Source organism: Promicromonospora sp. MEB111, assembly GCF_030209445.1.
Lineage (GTDB): Bacteria > Actinomycetota > Actinomycetes > Actinomycetales > Cellulomonadaceae > Promicromonospora.
Map to the genome: position 1 here is coordinate 1 of NZ_JARVSD010000032.1, position 1,244 is coordinate 1,244.

At 77.9% G+C, this 1,244-nt stretch carries 1 protein-coding gene; it reads left to right on the top strand.

All coding sequences use genetic code 11. The features are described from left to right. Window positions 1–536 precede the first annotated feature (536 nt). On the top strand, window positions 537–1,244 hold a 708-nt coding region (locus QRN56_RS27390; protein WP_502928853.1), incomplete at its 3' end, for a serine/threonine-protein kinase.

A 1,244-nucleotide genomic window follows, 5' to 3' on the forward strand; every position in this document is an offset into this window, starting at 1 on the left:
CACGCCGTCCAGGGCGCGCACGATCGCCTCACCCTTGCCGTACGTCTTCGTCAGGTTCCTGGCCCGGACGGCACGGGCGGCCCTGCCCGAACCCGGAGCCGGCTGGTCCGCCGGGACGTACACGGTGGTGTCCACGAGATTCTCCTCGGTGATCGACGCTGCTGGATGCTGGCGCCGCTGGATGCTGGCGCTGCTGCGTGCTGCGCGGGCCGCCGGTGGCGACACGCGCCGGGCGACGCCTGCGGGAACGTGTCCCGTGTGCGGCCCGGAAGTGGTCCGGCCTTCCCGGGGTGGACCCCGGTTCGGCCGGCATCAACGAACCTACGGAGCCGGGGCGGGTCTGGACATCGGGCGTCGGCCTGATCCTTCCCTGGTCGTGTCATCCCTTGGTCGTACATCTCGTCAGTCCCGGGTAGGGGCAGTCCCCCAGGGGTTGTGCCCCAGGGAGCGCGACGGTGAGCCTGTGGAAGCCGGGGTTGTGCACAGAAACCCTGGTCAGGGCCCTGGCGCGGACCGGCCGGCGCAAGGCTGGGGGCATGACCACACCCCCGCCGCCCGACGACGCCGTGCGCGTGACCCTGCACCCGGGCGAGGACGTGCTCCTGCGGCCGGGCAGCCGGCTCGGCGAGGTGCGCGCGCCGCTGGCCGCGCTCGCCCGCCGCCCCGAGCTGCGGTGGGCGGCGCTGACGGCCGACGGTGAGCGCCTGACCGACGACCGGGTGGTCGGCGAGCGCCCCCTGCTGCCCGGCGCCGTGCTGCGGGTGCGGCGGCCGGACGGCGCCGGTCCGGGGGCGGCCGGCCCGGATGCCGGGCCCGGACCCGGTCACGCCGCCGCCGGTCTCGACACAGCCGGGCTCGCCCGGGCCTGGCTGGTCGTCCGGGTGACCGGTCCCGACGCCGGGACCGTCGTGGGTGCCGACGGCCCCTGGGCTGCCCTCCGGACATGGGCCCGCCTGCGCCGGGGCGGGCGCCTCGTGATCCGCCGGTCCCGCGGTCCGGCCGCACTGCTCGCACCCCGGCCGGACACCGCGCCGGGCGGCGTCCCGTGGCCGCTCGTGCTGCTCCCCGCGGTCGCGTCACTGCTGCTCGCGGCGGTCCTGCGTCAGCCGGTCCTGGCGGTGTTCGCCCTGGTAGGCCTGGTTGTGGCCGCCCCGCAGCTGCGCGCCGCGCGGCAGCGGACGACGGGCCGGGGCGCCGCGCGCGGCGGGGCGCGCGAGCTGCCCGGGCCGGCGCGCCTCCTCGCC